Annotated in this window: 19 protein-coding genes; 3 read left to right on the forward strand and 16 right to left on the reverse strand. The window is 33.9% G+C overall.

Features of this window, described 5'->3' with window-relative positions:
- Positions 1 to 21: 21 nt before the first annotated feature.
- The 5 genes from BR43_RS05895 to BR43_RS05915 form a co-directional block, all read right to left on the reverse strand.
- Complete coding sequence (locus BR43_RS05895; RefSeq protein ID WP_034560226.1) at positions 22 to 708, reverse strand: beta/alpha barrel domain-containing protein; 687 nt, start codon at positions 706 to 708, stop codon at positions 22 to 24.
- Between the two features lie 21 nt (positions 709 to 729).
- Positions 730 to 1,359 carry a glycoside hydrolase family 73 protein gene (locus tag BR43_RS05900; protein ID WP_034560227.1) on the reverse strand — a complete coding sequence of 210 codons (630 nt, stop codon included), beginning with the start codon at positions 1,357 to 1,359 and terminating at the stop codon, positions 730 to 732.
- A 41-nt stretch (positions 1,360 to 1,400) separates the two neighbouring features.
- On the reverse strand, positions 1,401 to 2,165 hold the full coding sequence (locus BR43_RS05905) for a M15 family metallopeptidase (protein WP_034564858.1): 765 nt from the start codon (positions 2,163 to 2,165) through the stop codon (positions 1,401 to 1,403).
- Positions 2,166 to 2,426: 261 nt separating this feature from the next.
- Complete coding sequence (locus BR43_RS05910; RefSeq protein ID WP_034560228.1) at positions 2,427 to 2,960, reverse strand: hypothetical protein; 534 nt, start codon at positions 2,958 to 2,960, stop codon at positions 2,427 to 2,429.
- 157 nt (positions 2,961 to 3,117) lie between these two features.
- Positions 3,118 to 4,158, reverse strand: coding sequence for an AI-2E family transporter (locus BR43_RS05915; RefSeq protein ID WP_034560230.1), 1,041 nt, complete (start codon positions 4,156 to 4,158; stop codon positions 3,118 to 3,120).
- A gap of 187 nt (positions 4,159 to 4,345) precedes the next feature.
- On the opposite strand from BR43_RS05915, the gene BR43_RS05920 reads away from it, so the two are divergent.
- On the forward strand, positions 4,346 to 5,314 hold the full coding sequence (locus tag BR43_RS05920) for a Gfo/Idh/MocA family protein (protein ID WP_034560232.1): 969 nt from the start codon (positions 4,346 to 4,348) through the stop codon (positions 5,312 to 5,314).
- Between the two features lie 379 nt (positions 5,315 to 5,693).
- On the opposite strand, the gene BR43_RS05925 is transcribed toward BR43_RS05920, so the two are convergent.
- From BR43_RS05925 to BR43_RS05955, 7 genes are all read right to left on the reverse strand, one after another.
- The gene (locus BR43_RS05925) at positions 5,694 to 6,344 is read right to left on the reverse strand and encodes a CBS domain-containing protein (protein ID WP_034560237.1); all 651 of its coding nucleotides are present in this window, start codon (positions 6,342 to 6,344) and stop codon (positions 5,694 to 5,696) included.
- A 3-nt stretch (positions 6,345 to 6,347) separates the two neighbouring features.
- Positions 6,348 to 7,052, reverse strand: a complete 705-nt coding sequence (locus BR43_RS05930) for an ABC transporter ATP-binding protein (RefSeq protein ID WP_034560239.1) — start codon at positions 7,050 to 7,052, stop codon at positions 6,348 to 6,350.
- 2 nt (positions 7,053 to 7,054) lie between these two features.
- Complete coding sequence (locus BR43_RS05935; RefSeq protein WP_034560241.1) at positions 7,055 to 7,828, reverse strand: ABC transporter ATP-binding protein; 774 nt, start codon at positions 7,826 to 7,828, stop codon at positions 7,055 to 7,057.
- A gap of 1 nt (position 7,829) precedes the next feature.
- A complete protein-coding gene (locus tag BR43_RS05940) occupies positions 7,830 to 8,801 on the reverse strand; it encodes a branched-chain amino acid ABC transporter permease (protein ID WP_034560242.1) in 972 nt (323 codons plus the stop codon).
- A gap of 9 nt (positions 8,802 to 8,810) precedes the next feature.
- The gene (locus tag BR43_RS05945) at positions 8,811 to 9,689 is read right to left on the reverse strand and encodes a branched-chain amino acid ABC transporter permease (RefSeq protein WP_034560244.1); all 879 of its coding nucleotides are present in this window, start codon (positions 9,687 to 9,689) and stop codon (positions 8,811 to 8,813) included.
- Positions 9,690 to 9,797: 108 nt separating this feature from the next.
- Entirely contained in the window at positions 9,798 to 10,952 is a 1,155-nt protein-coding gene (locus BR43_RS05950; protein WP_034560246.1) for an ABC transporter substrate-binding protein, read from the reverse strand.
- 599 nt (positions 10,953 to 11,551) lie between these two features.
- Positions 11,552 to 12,526: an aromatic acid exporter family protein gene (locus BR43_RS05955; protein WP_034560248.1), complete on the reverse strand. Its 975-nt coding sequence runs from the start codon at positions 12,524 to 12,526 to the stop codon at positions 11,552 to 11,554.
- A 174-nt stretch (positions 12,527 to 12,700) separates the two neighbouring features.
- On the opposite strand from BR43_RS05955, the gene BR43_RS05960 reads away from it, so the two are divergent.
- Positions 12,701 to 13,339: a YkyA family protein gene (locus tag BR43_RS05960; RefSeq protein WP_034560250.1), complete on the forward strand. Its 639-nt coding sequence runs from the start codon at positions 12,701 to 12,703 to the stop codon at positions 13,337 to 13,339.
- Between the two features lie 82 nt (positions 13,340 to 13,421).
- Positions 13,422 to 14,000: an FUSC family protein gene (locus tag BR43_RS05965; protein ID WP_034560255.1), complete on the forward strand. Its 579-nt coding sequence runs from the start codon at positions 13,422 to 13,424 to the stop codon at positions 13,998 to 14,000.
- A 46-nt stretch (positions 14,001 to 14,046) separates the two neighbouring features.
- Here the strand turns inward: BR43_RS05965 and BR43_RS05970 are convergent, their stop codons facing one another.
- From BR43_RS05970 to BR43_RS05985, 4 genes are all read right to left on the reverse strand, one after another.
- On the reverse strand, positions 14,047 to 15,507 hold the full coding sequence (locus BR43_RS05970; RefSeq protein WP_034560256.1) for a flotillin lipid rafts scaffold protein FloT: 1,461 nt from the start codon (positions 15,505 to 15,507) through the stop codon (positions 14,047 to 14,049).
- Between the two features lie 28 nt (positions 15,508 to 15,535).
- Positions 15,536 to 16,054, reverse strand: a complete 519-nt coding sequence (locus tag BR43_RS05975; RefSeq protein ID WP_034564859.1) for an NfeD family membrane protein — start codon at positions 16,052 to 16,054, stop codon at positions 15,536 to 15,538.
- Positions 16,055 to 16,192: 138 nt separating this feature from the next.
- Complete coding sequence (locus tag BR43_RS05980; RefSeq protein WP_034560259.1) at positions 16,193 to 16,702, reverse strand: DNA topology modulation protein; 510 nt, start codon at positions 16,700 to 16,702, stop codon at positions 16,193 to 16,195.
- Positions 16,703 to 16,814: 112 nt separating this feature from the next.
- The gene (locus tag BR43_RS05985) at positions 16,815 to 20,126 is read right to left on the reverse strand and encodes an ABC transporter permease (RefSeq protein ID WP_034560261.1); all 3,312 of its coding nucleotides are present in this window, start codon (positions 20,124 to 20,126) and stop codon (positions 16,815 to 16,817) included.
- Between the last annotated feature and the right edge of the window lie 13 nt (positions 20,127 to 20,139).

A 20,139-nucleotide genomic window follows, 5' to 3' on the forward strand; every position in this document is an offset into this window, starting at 1 on the left:
TCCACTAATTAGTGTCTTTTATTATTGATAGTTTGATTCTTCTTGATGACGATACTTTTCCATTTTTTGGCTAAATAGCGCACCATTTGTTGGTGGTGTATAAGTAATTGTATTCGCCCCTGCTTCAATTGTTTCTAAAATAGATTCTTCTGTTGGACCACCTGTTGCCATAATAGCTATTTCGGGAAATTCTTGTCGGATTTTGCGAACAATCTTAGCTGTATCTGCCCCACCGCTAACATTTAAAATACTAACTCCGGCATCTAGTCGTTCTTTAATATCTGTATACTCTGAAACTATAGTTCCAACAATCGGAATATCAATATTCGCATAAATTTCTCTAATTGTTTCAAGCGGTGTTGGTGCATTTACAACAACACCAATTGATCCCTGCGCTTCTGCAAATAAACTAATATTTGCGGAACGTTTCCCTTGTGTTAGTCCACCACCAACTCCTGAGAAGACAGGAATATTCGCAACCATTGTAATACTCTGAATAATTGCTGGATGAGGTGTAAATGGATAAACAGCTATTACTGCATCTGCATCATTGTTCGCAATGATCGAAATATCCGTAGTAAAAATAATTGACTTAATCCGCTTGCCAAATACACGCATTCCACTAGCTTCAGCAATCACTTTAGGAACTTCAATAAGATCTTTTCGTAAATCTGTTGTAATCGTTGGTATTAATTTCTTTTCAGACATTCGTTCTCCTCCTAATAACTTTTACTGAGCATCAAACTGATTTAGCTGATATTGTTGAATTAATTCAATTAATTTTTCTGGATAAGTTGGATCAGTCGCGTAACTACTGGCTTGCAAAGCATAGGCAGCCTCTTGGTAATTTTTTGACGCTAAAACCGTCGCATATTGTTGTGGGTTCCATGTCGTTCCCTCTGTAAATAATCGAGCATGAGCCTCCATTGATTCCTGCCAAGTTTCATAAATTCTAAAGCGACCACTGATTTCAATCCACTCTTCATTAACATATTCTTTTGTATTTAACTCAACTGTATTGGACTCTTCGCTACCCTTAATACCATAAAAATTATTGTATTTTTTCGATAGTTCACTTTCACCCCAGTTAGACTCTAAAATCGCTTGAGCAATACTGATACTTGGCAACACACCATATTTTTCCTGTAGGATTTTGGCATAGCCACCAATTTTATCAATAAAAACCTGTTCCTTGTTAATTTCGCTACTCGCCATTTGGCTCACTTCAGTTGGTTTATTCGACAAAACTGAAAGTGTACCAAAAAAAAGCAAACAGCTAATAAAGATAGCAGCAATGATATAGCTAGGTACTAGCTTGAATGACTTTAGCTGTTTTTGCCATTTAGTTTTATTCGCCACTTAATCCCTCCCTTCCATACTCAATTTACTTTAATTAAGCCTTATTTTCCTGCTTCTTTTAATTTCGCAATATATTCTTCTAAACTTAAGTTATTCTCAATAATATAAGCAGCATTTTCTTTTCCAACATAACGGAAATGCCACGATTCATAACTAATCTTTGTTGATGCTTCTTTTGACTTTGGAAAACGTAAAATAAATCCATAATCTTTCATTGTTTGCATTAACCATTTTTGTGATGCTGTTTGGTCATATTCTGGAATAAGACCTTTTCCTGTTGCTAACCAATCACTATCTACCATATCTACTGCCAAAGCAGAATGGTGTTCACTTGCTCCTGGGTAAGCCACATAAGCATTGGTTTCTTTTAAAGCTGTCTCATAATCTTTTCCTTGATTCAAGTAATCTTGAATCGATTGGTCATAGACCGTTTTTTGTAAATCGATAGAACGATAGGCTGAAATTAACACCATGCTTAAACCAGCATTTTTAGCAGCATCCATCCAAGCCGTATAGTCTGGTTCCATTCGTTGATCAATCTGTAACCCATTACTTAGGACCGTTAACGGTATTTCTCTAGATGAATCCATAGGGTTATCCGAATTTACTAATAATAAATTCCAATCTGCTGTTGATACATTTGGTAAAACTGGTTCTTTTTTCTCTGGTTCCACTGATGATGTAGTTTCAGTACTTGTAGATACTACATTTTTCCCACTTGAATCAGCTGTTCCATCTCCATTTAATGCTTGACACCCTGTTAATAAAACTACCGCGGCGAGGGAGACTAAAATCTTTTTATTCATGATAGCTGACCAACTTTCTAAATTAATTAAGTTTCTAAGCAAACTCTTCTGTTTCAAATTCAATAATAACATAAACCAGCAACTTTTTATTTTCTTTTTTATGTTATTTGTGTAACATTTATCAATTACAAAATGAACTGAACAACTACAAAACAGCATACCATTTAAACTTTAACTTTTTGATAAATCTCTTCTATATTTTTTCCAAAATAAAAAAAACACTAACTAATTTTATTTAGCTAGTGTAAGAATACTGATAACTTAGTATGCAGTTGGGAATTTCTCATCAATATTTTCATTGAACCATTCTAATAAATCTTGTTTTTCTCGTTCAATTTGCTGCTGGATTACACCTGGTAAACGCAATTCAATCATGTCCCGGTAACTCCAAAAATCATAATTCACTGAGATTTTTAATGTTGTTACAGCAGGTTTACGCATCGCCTCTTCATCATCGCTAGAATCATCTCGTTTAAATTCCAGCTCTGCAATGCCACTATTCGCCCATTTCTTTGCAACATGGAATTTCATATGTTGAAATTCGGAAACAGGATTGGCGGCTACTTCTGGCAGAAATAGCGCATTTCGACAAACTTTTTGAACCATCATCCATTCATAATCTGTAAAAAGTAAGGATATTTTTTGCATATTTTCAGTCTTTAAACCTTGTTCACCTTTTTTCCAACGATCCCAGCTTTGAGGAGTAATCCCTAATTGATCGTGGTAAAAAGCTTTCTCGCTAACAAACTGTTCCTTAATTGCCATTAAAACAATTTGGACTAATGCTTGATTCATTAAAATTCCTCCTTCATAAAAATGAAAAAATTGATAAATTAAAATAAGTTCTTTCTCTCTATTTTACACTTAATAAGTGAACTTTCAACGAATAACCCTTCGTTTCTTCTAATAAAAAAACAGTCTACCCAATTTTCTTGAGAGACCATTTTTAGTATCAACTATCTGAACTTATTTTTTTCTTTTTCATTCCATTTTGAATGGCTTTTACATCAAGTAAATCTAGTAAAAATACAAAGATTGGAATTCCCACAATCAAACCCCAGATTCCTAAAAAGCGTTCTGAAAATAGTAAGATGACAAAAGTATAAAAAATCGGCAATTCTGTTTTACTAGACATTAATTTCGGATTTAAAACATACGATTCCAGCGCATGAACCACTGCAATCATACCTAAAATATAGATTACATCTGTAAAACCACCAATACTATATCCAATTAAAGCTAATGGAATACAGGAAATAATCGCTCCTGCAACTGGAATTAAACTTAAGATAAAGACCATAATAGATAAACTAACTAGCTGTGGCAATCCCATAAAGTAAAGTCCTATTGTTGTAATAACGGTATTCACTAAAGCAATTAGAAATTGTGCTTCTAAAACAACACCAAAGGTTTTAATAAACTTACTACCGAGATAAGCGACATCTTCAGAAAACCAACCAATTTTACTAGTAAAAAATAGTTTGCTAAAATCTCTCACATGTCCTTCTTCAATTGAAAAGAAAAAACTTAAAATAAAAGATAAAAATAAAGTTGCTCCCATTGAACCAATACTTGTTAAGTACGTAAACGCTAACCCTAAACCACTTTTTAGTTGATCTTTAATCTCAGATGCATCTAAATTCTGTCCCACCCAGTTTAAAACTACATTGTCTTTTGCCGGTGATTCATAAAAATGATACACAGATTCAATCATTTGACCTGTTTGATAGATTATTTTTGGGATGTAATGAGTCAATGCAAAATAAAAAAGTGAAACAATTAATGCATAGGTTACAACAACTATCAACGTCTGAGGAATTTTAATGTACTGCTGGACAAGCTTCACTAAACGTAAAATTAAAAAAGTGAAAATGAATGTTAATAAAATCATACTTAGTGTTTCACGAATTAAATATAAAACCAAACAAATCACTAAAAAGACCGTAAATCGTCTCAAAGACTCATTTGTTTTAAACTTTTTCCAAATCTCCATAAATCAAATTCATCTCCTTCTTCAATCATTCTATTTTACCCCACTTATCGTTAGAATAGAACCACTTTTCATTTAATTTAAGTGAACTCGTTATTTTCTATTGTTCTCCTATCGATTTTTCTTAAATTTTGTTACAATGAAAACGAACACAATTCAAAAAAGGATTGTGAATCTAGGAGGTAATCTGATGACAACCGTAAATTGGGCTATTTTAGGCTTAGGATCAATCGCAAAAAGTTTTGCTAGTCGTTTTAATGTAGAAAACGGGCATTTATATGCAGCTGGGTCACGTTCTTTAGAAAAGGCAACCACGTTTAGTGAAAAATACAACATTGAAAAAGCCTATGGTAATTATGATGAAATGCTCCAAGACGAAAAAATTGATGTTGTTTATATTGCAACACCTCACAGTCACCATTTTGATTTAATTATTAGTAGTCTTCAGCACGGCAAACATGTTCTTTGTGAAAAAGCCATCACCATGAATGGCGTTCAATTACAAACAGCCATAGATTTAGCTAAAGAAAAAGGGCTAATTTTAGCTGAAGCGATGACCATTTATCATATGCCACTTTATCAAAAGTTAAAAGAGATTTTAGATTCTGGAACACTAGGGAAATTAAAAATGTTACAAGTTTCTTTTGGTAGTCTAAAAGAAACAGATCCAACGAATCGCTTTTACAACAAAGAATTAGCTGGTGGTGCTATGCTAGATATTGGTACGTATGCCTTATCTTTCGCTCGCTTTTTCCTAAACAGCCAACCTCACGAGATAGTAACAACCATGAATCTTTTTGAAACAGGTGTAGATGAACAATCAGGGATTATCTTAAAAAATGACCGTAATGAAATGGCGGTTGTGTCACTGACGTTTAGAGCCAAAATGCCAAAACGCGGCATCATTGCTTGTGAAGATGGCTATATTACAGTTGATGACTATCCACGTGGCACAAGCGCAACGATTATTCGTCCAGATGGTTCTTCAGAAGTACTTGAAGCTGGTGAGAAATCGCAAGCATTAAATTATGAAGCTCAAGAAATGACCAATCGTATCTTAACAAAACAGGGAAATGACTATATTCAACTTTCTCGTGACGTGATGGAAATTATGGATACAGCTCGTGCTAAATGGGGCTTGCACTACGATTTTGAATAGACTAGATTAACAGAACGACCTCGAAAAAAACTAAAAAATAGTTTTTTTCGAGGTCTTTTTCTGTATAGAAACTGGTAAAAAACAGTTCCTTTAATTTTATTTTTCTTTCAATAATTGAATTATAATACCATATGGATCTTCAATAAATGTCGTTTTCCAGTCTTTGCTGTTTGAATTACTAAAAGAAAATCCAAAGAATCCTACTTTACTTTATTGCAATAATTAACAGCACTTTTTCAAAAAGCAAATAAAAATAATTTTCTTTTGATGCTATTGGGATATCTTTCGTTTTCCCAGAGATTTCTTTTCTACCTACTTTTAATCAAAAAAACACCTCATAAAGCTTAACCAAGCTTTATGAGGTGTTTTTTATGAGCCATTATTGGCCTTCTTTTAAAATACAAGAACTAACAATATATCCATTCTCCGTTAGTTTTTGTTTGATTATTTCAAGTTCTAAACTGGCAACTTGAATGACAACTTGAGTTAATCCTTCTTGACGATAAACAGCAATTTGATCGATACTCATATTTTCTTCAGTAAATAAATGTGTCAGTTTTTCTAAAATCCCCGTATGATCTTCCGTGATATCAACCACCACACGGGTTCCTTGATTATAGTAGCCTAGTAGATCAAGAAATGCAGCAAAGATATCTTTTTCAGTGATAATCCCAATAATTTGATTATCCGCTGTAACAACTGGTAAAACACTAATTTGATTTTTACGCATTGTATCTGCCGCTTCTTCTAGTAAAGCATCCGATGTGATTGTCACAACTTTCTTCAACATAATATCGCCAACGACTGTCTTAGTTAATAAATAGTTCATTTCATGAATACTTAAACTTGTTGCGCTTGAAGGAGAGTTTGCTTGAATAACTCCTTCTGATACTAAACCTATTAATTTTCCTGACTCAACAACTGGCAAACGATGAATGTTATGCTCTTTCATCAAATCTAAGGCTTCTAAAACTCGTGTTGTTTTAGAAATAGTTACGACATTTGTTGTCATATAATTTTTTACATACATGCTTTATCCTCCTAGGTATGCTTTTTGAACTTCATCACTTGCTAATAATTCTGCACCTGTACCACTTAACACAACTTTTCCAGTCTCTAACACATAACCTCGATCAGAAATGGATAAAGCTACTTTAGCATTTTGTTCAATTAATAAAACGGTTGTACCTTGTTCGTTAATCGCTTGAATAATATTAAATATTTCCTTAATAAAAATAGGTGCCAAACCCATTGAAGGCTCATCCAATAATAACAACTTAGGGCGCGACATCATTGCGCGTCCCATAGCTACCATTTGTTGCTCACCACCAGATAAAGTAGCTGTGTCTTGTTTTTTACGTTCTGCAAGTACTGGGAAACGTTCATAAATATTTTCTAAATCTTGTTTAATCCCATCTTTATCCTTACGTAGGTAAGCTCCCAGCTCTAGATTTTCTAAAACAGTCATTCCACTAAAAACATGGCGACCCTCTGGAACTAGAGAAATACCAGATTCAACGATTTTCTTTGTAGACGCCTGTTGAATTGGCGTATCTTTAAATAAAATTTCCCCATTACTTGGACGATACAACCCAGAAATAGCTTTCAAAATCGTCGATTTTCCAGCTCCATTGGCTCCAATTAAAGAAACAATTTCACCTTCATTGACTTCAAAGTTAATCTTATTGATGGCTTGAATAACACCATAATGAACGGATAAATCTTTTACTTTCAACATTGCTAGTCACCACCCAAGTAAGCTTTAATTACGGCTTCGTTATTTTTAATTTCATTTGGCGTACCATGAGCAATCATACGACCATATTCTAATACATAAATTCGTTCACAAATATTCATGACTAAGGACATATCATGCTCAATTAGTAAGATTGTAATTTTAAACTCTTTTTGAATTTTACGAATTAAATCAGTTAATTCAGCAGTTTCTTGTGGATTCATTCCTGCAGCTGGTTCATCTAAAAAGAGAATTTTCGGCTTAGTTGCTAAAGCACGTACGATTTCTAAACGACGTTGCTCACCATAGGGTAAATTTTTAGACAAGTGATCAATTTTATTTTCTAATTGAAAAATAGCTAGTAATTCAAGTGCTTCTTTCCGCATCTCAGCTTCTGAACGATAAAAACTTGGTGTACGTAAAACACTTGCCAATCCACCTGTTTTATTTTTAGCATGCATAGCAATCAAGACATTGTCTAAGACGGTCAATTCTTTAAATAAACGAATATTTTGAAACGTACGAGCTAATCCCAGATCCGTAATTTTATAAGGTTTCTGATTATTTAAAGTCTTCTTTTTGCCCTCAATCGTTAAATCAATTGTTCCTTCGCTAGGAACATAAACCCCAGTTAATAGGTTAAACAAAGTTGTTTTACCTGCTCCGTTAGGACCGATTAGCCCAACTAATTCATTGTCACCAAGTTCTAGGTTTACCATTGAAACCGCAGCAAGACCACCAAAATTTTTGGTTAATTTCTTTACTTCTAATAAACTCATATTATTTTTCCTCCTTATTCTTAGGAGTTTTTTTGCTCAGTTTCGCTAGTAACCCACTGATTGTAAATTCTTTTGTACCTAATAAACCTGAAGGCTTAAAGACCATAATAGCAATTAAGGCTACGGCATAAATAATCATCCGAATCGATCCAAAATCTTGAAGCAGTACATTAATAATACCTAAAACGATGGCTGCAATAAAAGTACCTGTAATGCTACCTAAGCCACCAAATACAACAATAATCAAAACATCCACAGATTTCATAAAACCGAAGTCAGATGGAGTAATTACACTGAAATAGCTAGCATAGATTGCTCCTGCAACACTAGCCGTCGCTGCACCGATAATAAAGGCGATTGTTTTGTATTTTGTTGTATTAATCCCCATTGATTCCGCAGCAATCTCGTCCTCACGAATTGCAACCGTTGCTCTACCAGGACTGCTACGAATATAATTGACAATAATGATCGTTGTTAACACAATAAAAATAAATAAAAGTGGCCATGTCGTAAGTGCTGGAATTCCACTTAGTCCAGCTGCTCCATTCGTCAAATCACCCATATTTAAAACAGCGATTCGGATAATTTCACTAACTCCTAATGTTGCAATCGCTAAATAGTCACCTTTCAAACGCAATGTTGGAATTCCAACAATCAGTGCTACAACACTTGCAACGACAATTCCTAATAAAATACCACTAAAAAAGCCAATCCAGTTAGGCATTTTGATTGTCATAATTCCACAACAATAGGCTCCAATTGACATAAACCCTGCGTGACCTAATGAGAACTGACCAGAAAAGCCAATAATTAAATTTAAACCTAATGCTAAAATAATATTAATTCCGATTGTAATCAACGTAATTTCATAAAAGGCATCAATGAGCCCTGTATAAATTCCAACTCCAATTATCGCGTAGATACCTGCAATAAAAATGAGCCAGCCAAGATTTGTTTTATTGAATTGTTTCATTTTCATCACCTACACTTTTTCTTTTGTATTTTTGCCTAATAGACCAGATGGTTTCACAATTAAAATAATAATTAAAATGATATATACAACAGCATCTTTAATCATTGAATTGCCATATCCACTAATCAATGTTTCAATAATTCCAATGGTAAATCCACCAAACATGGCACCAGGAATTAGTCCTATTCCACCTAATACTGCGGCAATAAATGCTTTTAGACCAGGGGCTGTTCCCATCATTGGTGAGATTGAATTATAATAAATCCCAACTAGAACACCTGCTGCACCTGCTAATGAAGAACCTAATGCAAAGGTAAAAGAAATCGTATTGTTAACATTGATTCCCATTAATTTTGCTGCATCTGCATCTACACTAACTGCACGCATTGCTTTGCCCATTTTGGTTTTCTTTACAATAAATTGCAAAGCTAACATGAGTACAATTGTAACAATAAAGATTGTAATTTGTTGCTGATCTATTGTGATACCACCTAAAGAATAACTTTTATTCGCTATTGTTTCAGGGAATGCTCGAACTTCTGGTCCCATAATTAGCAACATAACATATTGTAACAAGAAAGAAACACCAATTGCGGTAATCAAAGCTGCTACACGAGTTGCTTTTCGTAACGGCTTATAGGCAATTCTTTCAATTACAACTCCTAATAACGCACAAAAGACCATTGAAAAAATCAAGGCAGGAATTAATCCCATATTAAAATTACGAATAACTGTATAGCCTACATAAGAACCTACCATGTACACTTCACCATGAGCAAAGTTGATTAATTTTATAATGCCATAAACCATCGTATACCCTAATGCAATTAAGGCATAGATACTTCCCAAAGACAAACCATTAATTAATTGTTGAATAAAATTTTCCATATATGCACCTCTTTTTACTACCTATTTTTACTCTTATTTTTCATTTTATAAAAAAGGTGCTAAGAGAAATCTCTTTCTCAGAGCACCTGATTTTAAGTCTTCGCTAAATTATGGTTTAACTACAGTGTTGCTAACTTCTTCACCATTTTCCAATTTAATTACCAATGTTGATTTAATCGGGTTATGATTTTTATCCATTGTAATATTCCCTGTGATACCATCAAAATCTTTAATTTTAGCTAATTCATCTTTAACTTTTTCAGGAGTTGCTTCACCTGCATTTTCAATTGCTTTAGCAATCATGTAAACAGCATCATATGCAAGAGCTGAGAAGGCATCTGGCGCTTTATTATATTTTGCTTTAAAAGCTGCTACAAAATCAACAACCTTTTTCTCTTCACTCTTATTAGAATAGTGAGCTGTATAGTATACATTGTTTAAGTTTTTCCCTTGAGCTAAATCAACTAATTTATCATTACCAAAACCGTCTGCTCCTAGAATTGGTTGAGTAATTCCTAGTTCACGGGCTTGTTTAATAATCAAACCAGCCTCTTCATAGTATGAAGGCATATATAAGACATCAAAATCTTTGTCTTTAATTTTTGTTAAAACGGCTTTAAAGTCTTTATCCCCTGTAGTGAAGTTAACTTCATCAACAATCTTTCCTTTAAAGCTATCTTTGAAACTCTTTGTTAAGCCTTTTGCGTAATCACTTGAGCTATCTCCAATAATTACAGCTTTTTTAGCTCCTAAGTTATCTTGTGCAAAGTTAGCCAATGTAACTCCTTGGAAAGAATCTTGGAAGGATACACGATACACATAATCCCAAACTTTTCCATTTTCAACAGTTACAGTGTCATCTGTTCCTGATGGTGTAACCATTGGGACTTTCGCTTTAGTAACACTTGGTGTAGCTGCTTTTGAAGTTCCTGATGTTGCTGGTCCAACAATGGCTACTACTTTTTCTTTTGTTGCTAATTTAGTCGCAACACTGGCTGCTTCTGCTTTATCTGATTTATTATCTAAGTCTACTAGGCTTAATTGCTTTCCTAATACACCACCATTTTTATTAATTTCATCAATTGCTAAATTAATTCCATCAAGCTCTGCCGTTCCATAAGCTGAAACCGGTCCAGATAATTCCAAATTTGCACCAATTTTAATGGTTTTTGAATCCTTTTCCGATGAACCTCCGCTTGCACAACCTGTTGCTATTACTGCTACTGCTGCTAAACTTGCCAAACCTATGATTACTTTCTTCATATCTTTTCCCCCTACTGGTTGTTAAGCGTGTTTCGATTTTATTGGTAGGTTTCTCTTTTTTACTAGCAAACCTACTCTTATTAAACAGCTAATTCCAATTTTTTAGTTTATTAAAATTTTCTAAATGTTTTCTAATATATTCTATAGTATAGAATATTCTGACAATTTAATCAACCATAATTTACTTAAATTAAAAAAAGTTGTGTCTAAGATATTCAAACTGTCTAGACACCACTTTTTAAGTGTAGATAAATCCCTATTTAAAGATGTTTTTAATTTTATTTTACTTATATCTTAAAAATTTAATTGAATCTGATTTTACAATTCGACATGCAGATATAGTTCCAGTAAGAAATGGAATTCCCACAACCACTAAAATAATGATTCCTGAAAATACAAGTAAAAACCGAATTAATGTGAATCCGATTAGGAAAATCAGGAAAGAATCCTACCGGAGGTTATTAGCATAACTGTAAGGAACATTACGAATCATTGTAAATTTACCTTTCATGCTATCCCATGTCATTTTCATTTACTTTGATGATTTCTTACTCTATTAGAAGAAATGGTATTTTTGATTGTTTTATTTGAAACATTTTTTAAATAACCTTTTCTTTTTTAGGTGAAAATTCCTGATAAAAAACTTGTTTAATCTCGATAAAATGCATAAAATCATTTAACATTTTAAATAACATTGCTCGATTTTCAAATTCAGCACGAGTTTTAGGTAATTCACTATTACGAAAATGATCAAATAAATTTTGAATTTCTTGCATCAATTCATTCGCCGGATTGTCTTCATGTAACTTTTCTGCAGTTTGAATAAGCATTCCTGCCAATTTCTCATTCTCTAATGTAGGTAGTTGACATTGTCCCAGATCTTCTTTAATCTGTCTTAAAACATGGGCTTGCATTTGACGCATATCAAAATACTTTATATAGTAGTAACTTTGTCCAAACAATTGGTTATTGTATTGATTTCGTGCCAATAAAACTGCTTCATCTAATTCTTGAGTGAGTTTTTCTAGATACGAATTTTGAAGTTGAGACAGTCCTCCATTGCGCAAGGTACCGGATAAATCTAACAAAACTAGCTTCATTGTACTTTCAATATTGGTTTGTAGTTCATGCACTTTTTTTTCACTGGAAGGCATATATAAATTGGCAAGAATCGCAATTGTTAAACCAATTAACATTAAACCAAAACTATTAAAAATCCACTGTAAACTTGTACTTTTTTCAATTAGTAGGTGCGTCACTAATACAGAACTCACTACAATCCCATCTGTAATCGAAAATTCAACAGCCAACGGAATAAAAATCAATAAATAGAGACCAAAGGCAATTGGGTTAAATCCCAATATATTAAATAAAATTGTCGCAATCCCTAAAGCTAAAGCCGTTGATAAAATTCGTTGCCCTGCTAAAGTAATTGATTTTTTTTTGGTATTTTGAACACTTAAGATTGTAATAATTCCAGCTGATACGGCATAACTTAAATGAAATTGTTCAGCAATTAAAATAGCAATAGCGGCTCCTGCTGCAGTCTTAATCGTTCGTAAACCAATTTTCATCCCATCACCTTTTCTTTTTTCTTACTATCATAGCATGTTTTTTAGTAAAAATGGAAGTTCCTCAATTAAGAAAAAAATTATTTTCTCTGAAAAAATTTGTACGTCACAACTTGCAATTATTCAATTTTCCTTTATCATAGTCTAAGTAAAGAAAATTAAAAGGAGCCTGCCATTATGAAGTACAAAAAAGTAAGCCTAACCCTAATTCTCACTCTACTAATTATTTTAGTTGCAGCTTGTGGGAATACCGAGGAACGCGCAGGTGCAAAAGCCATCGCTAAACAAAACGCCACCTTTATTGCAAAAATAACTACTAATTTAGAATCCTACGAAAATTTAGAAGAAGAGATGATGGCTGCACTAAGTACCGATTTAAAAGCAGATAATGCTGTTGCCATACTTACAAAAGAAAATGGTGACGTTGGTAAAAATTTTAAAGCCCGTCAAAAAGAAATTACTACAGTTGAAAAAAATATGAAACAAGTCAAAGAAAATCTTAAAACTTTAACTGAATACCAAGAAAAAAAAGCTGTAGATGTACCTGAAACCGAATTGAACCAAAGCATTCAAACTTTAAAACAGCTAGAAATTACTTATGATTTATTCTACAACTACTATCAATCAGCTGAGACAGCAGAAAAAGATTTCTATCAAAATTATACATCTGATATTAGTAAAGAAGATTTAACTACTGCACTTAGTACCATCAATCAAACCCATGGTGCTGCCTATCAACAATTGGAAGTTTTATATGCTGATTTAAGTTCTGCATTAGTGGCTATGACTAACTTAAATGACGCAATCGATAACTAATCTTTTAGTGAATAACTACATTTAGTTATTCACTAATACATAGCAAGTAGACTCAACTATAAAAAGTAAGGTGAAGTGATTAATGGAACTTGGACATTTTAGATTAGGAATGCGAACCGTCAAGACTGGAATCGCTGTTGGAATTTGTATTTTTATTTTTCATTTTTTAAATCGTGGTACGCCAATGATTGCTTCTTTAGCTGCTGTTTTTGCCTTAAGACAAGACGTAGAAACAACGGTAAAATTTGGTAAATCACGAATTTTAGGAAACTCAATTGGGGCATTAGTAGCTGCTTTATTTATTTTTGCTCATCGTGAACTTGGAAGTTCTTTTATTGTCGAAGTCATCGGTATCCCTCTTTGTATCATGTTTATTATTATTCTATGTGATGGAATTGATTATAATAGTGGAATTATCGGTGCGATTGCAACGTTGCTAATTATTTACTTTACCATTCCCACAACAGATACGTTTATTTATGCTTTGGATCGTGTTGTAGATACCTTTATTGGAACCTTTATTGCTCTTGCAGTCAACCACCTAATCAAAACACCCATCCCTGAAAAAGTTTCTGAAATTAATGAAGAAATTCAACAGCTAGATACAGAAAAAGCAGAATTAACCCAATTAGAAGAAGAAAAATCAGAATCGAATAAATAAAACAGTGTCCGTCCTCTTTATCAAGGATTGACACTGTTTTATTATTTTACTCTTTATCTTGGTGGATATCTTGATGAATTGTTTGTGGTGCTTTAGTAACAAATTTTTCAATTAAATCTTTTACATCTAAACCTGTTGTTTCTTTTAAGGTTTCTTGAGTTGTTGCTAATAAATTCGTTGCATAACTAGCAACACGGTTTGCACCACTACTAGCACCTTCACCTTGACCATTATCAATAACAGTAATTTTCTCAATGTTCCCCATTGGTTGTGCTGCTTCTTTCACCATACTTGGCAATACATCAACAACCATTGCCAGAATCGCTGCCTCACCGTATTGTTTAAAGGCTTCGGCAATTTTAGCTTTTGATTCAGCCTCTGCTTGTCCTTTAGCTAAAATAGCATCAGCTAACGCTTGTCCTTCAAGACGAACTTGATTGGCATTGGCTGTTGCCATTGCTTCCACACGGAACTGATCAGCTTCAGCTTCGGCTACTTCACGAGCTTTATTCCCTAAGGCTTCTTGTTCTTTGGCATAACGATCTGCATCAGCTTTTTTCTTCACTTCTGAATCGTATTGTTTCTCACGACGAGTAATTTCTTTTTCTTCTAATTCAATTTGTTTTTGACGCTCGATGATTTTAACAGTCATTTCTTCTTCGGTTACTTGTTGTTGGGCTTTTGCACTTTCCAATCCATAGGCTTGATCGGCTTGGGCTTTTGCAATATCTTGTTCTTGTTTGTAAGCAGCTAATTTTAATTCTTTTTCTTTTAATGCTTCAGCTACTTCAGTTTCACGTTCTAACTCAGATTTTTTCGAGTTCTTTTCAGCCTCGGCACGCTTAATACGAGTTTCTTTATCTGCTTCAGCAATGGCGATATCGGCGTCACGTTTTACTTGAGCAATTCTTGGTTTCCCAAGTGAATCTAAATAGCCATTTTTATCTTTTACTTCTTTAATCGTGAAGGAAACAATAATTAAACCCATTTTTGCCAAATCAACACTGGCTACTTCTTGCACACTTTGGCTAAATTTATCACGATTTTGGTAAATTTCTTCTACTGTCATTGAACCTAAGATTGAACGCAAATGTCCTTCAAGAACTTCGCGAGCCTCATTCTCTAATTCATCTCTAGTTTTACTTAAAAATTGCTCTGCTGCTGTAGCAATCTCTTCAACAGATGAACCTATTTTAATAATAGAGGTACCATCTGCCATAACCGGCACACCTTGTTCTGTGTATACTTCTGGTGTTGAAACATCTAATTTACTAGATAATAAACTTAAACGGTTTGAACGCTGGAAAACAGGTAGCACAAAAGCTCCTCCACCACGAACAATTTTAATCTTATTACCTGAATCATCCTTAAATACATTCTTAGTTCCTAAATAGCTCCCACTGATAATTAAAGCCTCATCAGGATTAGCAGTTTGATATTTTGAAATAAATATCACTAAACACATTAAGACAACAAAAACACATAAACCAATTACAAAATACGACATTCTTATTTTCCTCCTTTATTTTTGTTCATTAAAATACTTCTTGATAAGGTACCACGTAAGCTACCCGCTCTCTAATCTCAATCACGAGAACCTTCTCACCAGTTTTTATCGAATGGTCTTCTGGTTTATAAAGCGATGCTGGTCTTGTACTTGAACCCGTCACACTCTTCAAACTAATTTCACCCATTCCTTTTACTGGGATTGGTGTAGTCACAATTCCAACTCGACCTTCCATATCTTTTTCAGATGTAGACAATGTCGTCTCAGCATCACGCATCGGCACAATTAGATAAAAGTTTAACAAGAAGATAAGTATCGAAGCTAGTATTAAGCTACCAATTAAAATCCAACCACTTCCTAAACCAATCAGTGTCTCACCTAGATAACCAAACAATGAAGTAAAGGCAAAAAACGGAATAATTAACACCGGATCTATCGGACCATCAAAATCAATGATATCTCCAATAAAAAAGGTAACTACAGCTAAAATAGCGGTAACAATTAGAACATAAAAATAAAGCGTTTCATACGTTATTCCCCAAATCAACTTTCTCACCTCTTTCCCCCTCTATAGTTCATATTGTAGCAATATTCTGTTACAAATGATATCTTTTTCTCTAACTAATGGTTGGCTAGTCCTATAAAAAAAAGGTTCTTAATAGGAAGATTTTTTTTAAATTTTAATTCATTTTTTTATATTCTTAATAAATTCTTTAACTTCACGAGGTGATTTAAGACAAATTAATTTTTCCTCACTGGTTAATTTTGACAGTTTATTTATAAGTTCAGGGCGGCGCTTCTTAAATGTCCAAACAAACTGAATAAATTCAAAATCCATTTTCTCTTCACAACCAGCTGCCATATCAGGTCGAACTTTTTTAAAATATTGAAAATAACGCTTAAATATTCTTGGAAAATAAATGTAGCGTGGTAGATCTAAAAAAACAATAGTGTCTGCATAGCTGAAACGCAAATCGAAGCTATCTGTATAATTTCCATCAACAATCCATTGTGGCTGACTTTCAAAAATCTGTTTTTGCTTTTCAAACAGTTCTTCTTGAGAACCCGGTTGCCAGTTCTCTGTCCAAAATAATTGATCTAAGTGATAAACCGGGACTTCTAATTTTTCTGAAAGTTGTCTTGCTAATGTTGATTTTCCACTACCGCTTGACCCAACTATAACGATTTTTTCCATTTAGAATCTCCTCCTCTAATAAAAGCGTTATTCTATTGTACTAGATAACCAAAAAAAACACCACCATCTTTAAGAAATACTTCTCTTAAAAATGGTCATGTTTTCATTTACTTTAATCAACTGATTTTAAGGCTTCAATCATATCGATTTTCTTTAATTTTATATGCATAGCAAACATAACCATTCCTGAGAAAAGCAAGGTTAGTAAACCTGAATAAACATAACTCATTAATTTAATTGTTGGACTAAACATCATAATATCGACCTCAGCTGTTTCTAGCACAAAACCATGTAACAGCACTCCTAGAAATAGGCCTACACCAATCCCCATAAAGGTTAAAATAATATTTTCACGGTAAATATAAAGACTGACTTCACTATCATAAAATCCTAATACCTTGATAGTTGAAAGCTCTCGAATCCGCTCAGAAACATTGATATTGGTCAGATTATATAACACGACAAAAGCTAATAATGCTGCTGAAACAATCAGAACGAGAGTCACAATATCTAGACTAGACATGGTATCTTCAAAACTACCTCCTACTTGACTAACAAAGGTTGCTACAGCGACCCTTGGATTAGACGTTAGCTTTTCACCAAAATTACTTTCCCATTTGCGACTTTCTTGATACGTTAACAATTGTGTATTGTAGTTTGGCTTTTCCTTAACTATTTCTTGATAATAACTTGGACTCATATAAATATTATGACCTGCATAATTTTCCGTAATCCCTTTAACGGTTACTTTAAACGCTTGGTTATCTGAATTTTCCACTTCAAAGGTAGCTCCTACTTTTAAATCAAAGAGCTTCGCTAACTTTTCAGTAACGATAACACCATTTTTAGGAATTTTGTATTTTTCCCCCGTTTGACGATTTCGCAGACTGACAAATTGATCAAAATTCTCAATTGTTTCTGGAACAAAAATACTAGCTTCTTGAGTATTTACGTCCTTTTTCGTTACAGTATAATTTTCTTGACTTACATTTAAATTCTTTGTAATCTCTTTTGTATTTTTGATTAACTGATTGTAACTATTGACATCCTCTTGTGTTGCATCAGGGTTAAACGCCACAATCGCTTGATAGCGCATAATTTTTCCGTACTGTAAATCCGCAATATCGGCAATTGAATTCTTCAAACCAAAACCAGTTAAGATCAAGGCTGTACAACCAGCAATACCTAGAATTGTCATTAACATTCGCTGTTTATAGCGAAATAAATTTCTAGCTGTGACTTTTTGATTAAAACCAAAACGATTCCAAATAAATGGAATGCGTTCTAATAAAATTCGTTTGCCACTTTTTGGAGCTTTAGGACGCATTAAGGTTGCTGCATTGCTTTTTAGTTCAACCCATGTAACCACTAAAGCTGAAACCACGGTACACAATAACGAAACCACTAATGAAATCAAGGCATAGCTGATATAATAGGTGATTCGGATTGATGGCAAATTGTAAAGAGCACCATATGCATTAAAAATCAAAGCTGGAAATAATTGATAACCAATGGCTAAACCTACAATACTAGCACTAACGCTGGCTAATAATGCATAAAGAATAAACTTCATTGCGATATCTCGCTCTTGATAGCCTAACGCTTTTAATGTTCCAATTTGTAAACGCTGTTCTTCCACCATTCGGGTCATTGTTGTTAAACTAACTAGGGCGGCAATTAGGAAGAAAAAGACTGGAAAGACTTGAGCTATTGCTGAAATACGATCTGCATTGTCACGAAACTCACCGTATCCTGGATTCGTTGTCCGATCTAACACATAGTAATCTGGTTGAGAGATTTTCTTTAACTGATCTTGTGCATCAGCTAATTCTTTTTCACCGTTGGCAATTTCAGCTTCCCCACTAGCTTTCTTAGTTGTAAATTCAGCCAAAGCTGTTTGATAGCTAGTTTGACCTGCATCTAATTCAACCCTTGAGCTAGCTAATTGAGATTCACCATTTGTTTTTTCCTCAATCAATTGAGCCCTTCCAGCTGTAAGTGCTGCTTGACCATCCTGTAGTTGAGCATATGCACTTGCTAATTGAGCTTTGCCATTCGTTAACTCTTGCTGTTTTTGATTTAATTGAGCTTCAGCACTAGCCAACTCATTCGTTGAAGCTGTTAATTTTTGATTGCTATTATCCAATGCAGCTGTTACTTGCTCCTTTGGTACTACTCCTGAAAAATAACCGGTTAATAGCTGTCCAAAATTTGGATCAAGCTGACTTGCTCCAAGAGCCAATCCTTGACTCATCTCAACTGGGACTTCTTGAATTGGAAGAGCAATTGCCTGACGAATTTGTTCACTAACACTTCTACCTTGCTGTATTTGTGCCTCTGCCGCAGACTTTTTAGTTTGAAATTCGCTTCTTGCTGTAGCTAATTGTGTCTCTCCATTTGTTAAAGCAGCTTGTTTATTGGTTAATTCAGCATTGCCTGTATCTACTTCATTTTGTTTATCTACTAAGGTTGCTTCAGCATTTGCTAGTTCCGTTTGTAGTTGATTGACACCATCAGCGTAGGCTACTTCACCTGCATCTAATTTAATTTTTGCAGCATCTAGTTGCTGTTGTCCACTTTCGATTTGAGCCTTAGCATCCGCTATTTTTTGCTGCCCATCCGTTAGCTTGTTCTCTGCTTCTGCCTTAATTTCAGCTAAACGAAGTTTCGGTCGCTGTTTAACAGCTTCTTTGACAGCTTTTTGATTTTTTTCAATCTGTTCTTCATATTTAGTTGAATAGGCTTGTAATTTTTGCGTATTTTTAAATGTTAAATAGGCTTCCGTATAATAGTCTAACTTAAAATTAGTCTCTGAAATCACTCCAAATCCATCTATGGTTCCTTTACCAATCGAGCTTGTTCCACGAGTATAGGTTTCAATGTACATGGGACTATTGACGAATCCAACTATTTTATAGGTTAATTGTTGAAAATTATTTTTTAAATCAGCGTCTTTGCCTTCTCCACCTGTAAAGGTAACTTCATCACCAATTTTATATTTTTTTGTTATTTTTTTTACATTATCTAATGCGATCTCACCATTTTTTTCTGGCAAACGGCCTTCAATTACTCGGTAACCATTCACTGGATTTTTTTGATTCGATAAAGACATTACTTTGGCAACTAAGCCTGTATTTCCAAGGAAAACTTCCTGCGTATAACTGGGAATCACGTCAGCACCATTAACTTTTCCTAAAGCTGCTAAGTCATCTTGATTTAAGCCATAAGTAGAAACAACTTTAAGATCCATTAAGTCTTTTTGCTTAAAATAATGATCGGCAGTATCTATCATATTAGGACCTGTTGCTTTAATTCCTGAGAAAAAACCTACACCTAACGTAATAATCGCAAAAATCGAAAGAAAACGAGCTTTTGTTTGCCAGATTTCTCTAAATATATCTTTGTAAAGAGCTGATTTTTTCATTTATTTCTGCCCC

It is taken from the genome of Carnobacterium gallinarum DSM 4847, from assembly GCF_000744375.1.
Classification (GTDB): domain Bacteria; phylum Bacillota; class Bacilli; order Lactobacillales; family Carnobacteriaceae; genus Carnobacterium; species Carnobacterium gallinarum.